Raw genomic sequence first — 4,093 nt, 5'->3', positions numbered from 1 at the left:
CTCTGGGCAGGGCGTAAAAAAGAAGACGTCACCGGCCGCCGTCAATACCCGGACATTATCGGCATGCCGCAGGTCATTAAACGGGCGGGGACTATCAGCGAGGATGCGGCTGCCGATAACCCGTATGCTGACAGCTGGCTGATGAAACTGGAGCAGGCCCTGGTGGCGGCCTCGGCCACTCTTCAGCAGAGTATTGCCACCTTGCAGGAGACGCTGAATGCCCTGCCGGCACAGGTGACGTTATCCGCAGTTTCCTCCGTTGAACCGCTGAATATCGGGGTCTACAGTCACTCCCCGCTGGGTTACCGCTGTGTCTGGCTGTTGGTCGGTTTCGACCAGCTGGCGATGAAAACCTTTCAGGCCTTTCATTACGGTTTTATTTCCCGTTCAGAGCGGGATGCGTTGCTGCATAACGGCAGCCGGATTATCCGCCAGATTTATGGTCTGGTGCGTTCTTACCGCCCCCTGAAGGTGACCCGTGCGGATATTGAGGAAAAAACGCCGGCCGGCCTTGAGGCCATTAAATGGCTGGGTGAACCGGACCCCGATATTCTGTCAGGCCGGTTGCGCTCTGATTTTTCACCGTTCCGGCGCACGGTGACTCAGGATACCGGGAGAGCGTGATATGCCGCTGTATTTATGTGAAAAACCCTCTCAGGCCCGCGATATCGCCCGGGTACTGGGGGCGAAACAGCGCGGACAGGGATGTATTTTGGGGCAGGGGGTGACTGTGACGTGGGCCATCGGACATTTACTGGAGATGGCGGCACCCGAACATTATGGTGAACAGTTCGGTCCGCCATGGCGCATGGACCCCCTGCCGGTGCTGCCGGTGCAATGGCAATGGGCGGTGAAAAAAGAAACCGCTGACCAGTTTGCGGTGATTAAGCAGCTACTGAAACAGGCCGACGAAGTGATTATTGCCACCGATGCTGACCGGGAAGGAGAAGTGATCGCCCGGGAACTGCTGGAATTCTGCCGTTTCACCGGTCCTGTCAGGCGGCTGTGGCTGTCTGCGCTGGATGAAACCAGTATCCGGCAGGCACTGTCGGCGTTATTACCGGGGGAGCACACCGAGTCACTCTGGCAGGCCGGACTGGGGCGGGCACGCGCGGACTGGCTGATGGGCATCAACCTGACCCGCCTGTATACCCTGAAAGCACAGGCACAGGGATTTGGTGAGGTGTTGTCTATCGGACGGGTACAGACGCCGACACTGGCACTGGTGGTGAACCGTGATAACGACATCGCCCGGTTTGAATCCCGGCCCTACTGGCAGGTGGTGGCCACATTGCAAAAAGAGGACATGGGCTTTCGGGCTAAATGGCTGCCGGCACCCGATAACTGTGATGAAGAAAAACGCTGTATTCAGGAAGATATCGCTCATAGTGTGGTTCAGCGCTGTCAGCAGGCACAAGATGCTGTGGTGACTGAACTCACGCAGAAGCGGGAGAAAACCCCGCCGCCGCTCTGTTTTGATTTGGGGACACTCCAGCAGGTGGCTTCCCGCCAGTGGGGCATGGGGGCCGGTCAGGTGCTGACGATCGCCCAGTCGTTGTATGAAACCCATAAAGCGACCACTTATCCGCGCACGGATTGCGGTTATCTGCCGGTTTCAATGCGGGAGGATATTCCGGCCGTGTTCACGGCACTGACCCGTACCGATCCGGCAATGAACCCGATTATCAGCCCGCTGGATGCCAGCACGTTTTCCCGTGTCTGGAATGACAGTCAAATCACCGCGCATCATGCCATTATTCCGACCCGCCATCCCTTTGATATCACAAAACTGACGGCGGATGAACTGAGGGTTTATCAGTTGATCCGCCGGTATTATCTGGCGCAGTTTCTGCCGGTGCAGGAAACGGATGTGACTGACGTGACATTGACGCTGGGCGGGCAGGTCTTTCAGGCGACAGGGCGGGTCAGTGTGGTGGCGGGCTGGAAGGCACTGTTTACCGGTGAAAAGCAGGAGCAGGACGATAATACGGCCCTGCCGGCACTGAAAAAAGGGGAACGCTGTCCGGTGACCCGGGCAGAAGTTCAGTCCTGTCAGACGCGGCCACCGGCCCCCTTTACCGAAGGGACGCTGATTGCGGCCATGAAAAATGCGGCGGCATTTATTCACGACCCGCAGCTTAAAAAAGTGCTGCGGGCAAGTAGCGGACTGGGCACGGAGGCCACCCGGGCGGGCATCATTGAAGGTCTGTTTAAACGTCAGTTACTGATGCGAAAAAAGAAAAATCTGCATGCAACGCAGCTGGCCCAGGAGCTGATTGCCGGGCTGCCGGATGTGCTGACGCATCCGGGTATGACCGCACTCTGGGAACAGTCACAGGACGACATTGCACAGGGGCGGGCCACACTGGCGGGTTTTATGCAGAAACAGGCACAGTGGCTGACCCACTTGGTGGAGAAGGGGAAAACACAGTCAATCCGGTTTACCCTGCCGAAAACCCCGGCGTGCCCGCGCTGTGGCGGCCCGATGCAAAAACGGACGGGGAAAACCACGCCGTTCTGGGGCTGCACCCGTTATCCGGCCTGCAAAGGGATGCTGAATGCCAGCGCGGTGACCGGTTCGCGTAAAACCCGGCGGGAAAATTCACCCGGCTGAAAATAGGATTAGGGATTGAACGCACGGGCAGATGCTTTAACAATCATGCCGTTATTCACCGAAAACTCCCGTAGCCTGAAAGGGAGCGCAGGCATTGCGGTACATCTGCCCCCCTTTGAAAGCAGATATTGTCAGTTCAGTGGCAGTGAAGGTTTTTTATTCTTTATCAGGACGTCAAACGTCGTCTGATGCCTGACGGGAAAACTTATTCCCGTCAGGGAAGCGGATTTTCTCCGTCATCGCTTATTTTTATTTCCATGGAGAACATCGTATGTCTGAGAACACCACCGCCTTAACCAAAAATGACTATTTCAACCTGAATATTAAAGGACTGGGCTACCTGAATAATATCCGCCATGTCAGCACCGCCAGCGGGACGTTCCTGAGCTGTGTGATCAATGCGCTGAACGGGCCGAGTGATAACCCGGTTTATGTGCGTTTTGATATCACCGTAGTCGGCAAGGAAGCGACCAGTCTGATCGGTCGTTGCCAGAAGTCCGTCGATGAGGATAAAAAAGTGTTGCTGGGTTTTACCTTAAGCAATCCGTCCACCGATATCTTTACCCTGAAACGCGGTGATCATGCCGGCGAACAGCGTGTCAGCCTGAAAGCCCGTCTGATCAAGGTCGATTGGATCAAAATCGGTCAGGAGAAAGTGTATCAGGCCGAACAATCTGACTCGATGCCGCCTCAGAACGGTATTACGCAGAAAGAATATGCCGAGAACTCGTTCTGATATTCCGCTGAACAGCCCTGAACGTTCAGGGCTGTTCGTTATTCATGACCCAAAATAAAAGGATATCGTCATGCATGCTGCACCGATTGGGGTTCTGGCCCTGCAATATTGCCATAAACAGTTACCGTTAACCGTGTTGCAAAGCCGTGCGGGATTTTATATCGGCACGCTGGATGAGGGGATGCCCTGCTCCCGTGAGTCAGTCGAGTATTTTGCCTGCCGTGAGCAGGCCGAATTTGCCCTGAAGCAGGGACAATGGACACAACGTCAGTCAGTTTAACCGATAAGGAAACAGGTATGTCTTCACGCGGGATTAACAAAGTGATTTTAGTGGGATATCTGGGGCAGGATCCGGAAATTCGTTACCTGCCCACCGGCGGGACCGTGGCAACACTGTCACTGGCGACCTCCGACAGCTGGCGGGATAAACAGACCGGTGAAATCCGGGAGAAAACCGAATGGCACCGGATCGTTATCTTCGGCAAATTAGCCGATATTGCGGCGGAGTATTTGCAGAAAGGGGCACAGGTGTATATTGAAGGTCAGCTGAAAACCCGCAAATGGCAGGATAACCAGGGGCAGGATCGCTACTCAACGGAAGTGGTGGTGAATGTGAATGGGTCAATGCAGATGCTGGGCAGTCGTGGGGAGGCAAAGAACGCAACACCTCAGCAGACCGGACATAAACCGGCACAGAAGCAGTCTCCGTCTCAGGGCGCTAATCAGGAAAGAAAAAACACGCC

The 4,093-nt window shown here is 55.4% G+C and carries 6 protein-coding genes; all 6 read left to right on the top strand.

Annotated features, from left to right (window positions below):
- Positions 1-624, top strand: a 624-nt coding sequence (locus Xinn_RS23750) for a PFL_4669 family integrating conjugative element protein (RefSeq protein ID WP_099137712.1), incomplete at its 5' end; no start/stop codon positions are given.
- A gap of 1 nt (position 625) precedes the next feature.
- The gene (locus Xinn_RS23745) at positions 626-2,614 is read left to right on the top strand and encodes a DNA topoisomerase III (RefSeq protein ID WP_099137711.1); all 1,989 of its coding nucleotides are present in this window, start codon (positions 626-628) and stop codon (positions 2,612-2,614) included.
- Between the two features lie 15 nt (positions 2,615-2,629).
- Positions 2,630-2,803: a hypothetical protein gene (locus Xinn_RS23740; RefSeq protein ID WP_169923602.1), complete on the top strand. Its 174-nt coding sequence runs from the start codon at positions 2,630-2,632 to the stop codon at positions 2,801-2,803.
- 82 nt (positions 2,804-2,885) lie between these two features.
- Positions 2,886-3,350, top strand: coding sequence for an STY4534 family ICE replication protein (locus Xinn_RS23735; RefSeq protein WP_099137710.1), 465 nt, complete (start codon positions 2,886-2,888; stop codon positions 3,348-3,350).
- Positions 3,351-3,420: 70 nt separating this feature from the next.
- Entirely contained in the window at positions 3,421-3,630 is a 210-nt protein-coding gene (locus Xinn_RS23730) for a hypothetical protein (protein WP_086956865.1), read from the top strand.
- A 17-nt stretch (positions 3,631-3,647) separates the two neighbouring features.
- The coding region (gene ssb, locus Xinn_RS23725) for a single-stranded DNA-binding protein (protein ID WP_099137709.1) at positions 3,648-4,093 on the top strand (446 nt) is incomplete at its 3' end.

It is taken from the genome of Xenorhabdus innexi (genome assembly GCF_002632485.1).
In the GTDB taxonomy this organism is placed as follows: domain Bacteria; phylum Pseudomonadota; class Gammaproteobacteria; order Enterobacterales; family Enterobacteriaceae; genus Xenorhabdus; species Xenorhabdus innexi.
The sequence above is the reverse complement of the archived record's forward strand: the minus strand, read 5'-3'. Positions and strand labels throughout refer to the sequence as shown.

Coding starts and splice junctions, on each gene's coding strand:
- Xinn_RS23745 (WP_099137711.1), top strand. CDS start 626: ATGCCGCTGTATTTATGTGAAAAACCCTCTCAGGCCCGCGATATCGCC.
- Xinn_RS23735 (WP_099137710.1), top strand. CDS start 2,886: ATGTCTGAGAACACCACCGCCTTAACCAAAAATGACTATTTCAACCTG.
- Xinn_RS23730 (WP_086956865.1), top strand. CDS start 3,421: ATGCATGCTGCACCGATTGGGGTTCTGGCCCTGCAATATTGCCATAAA.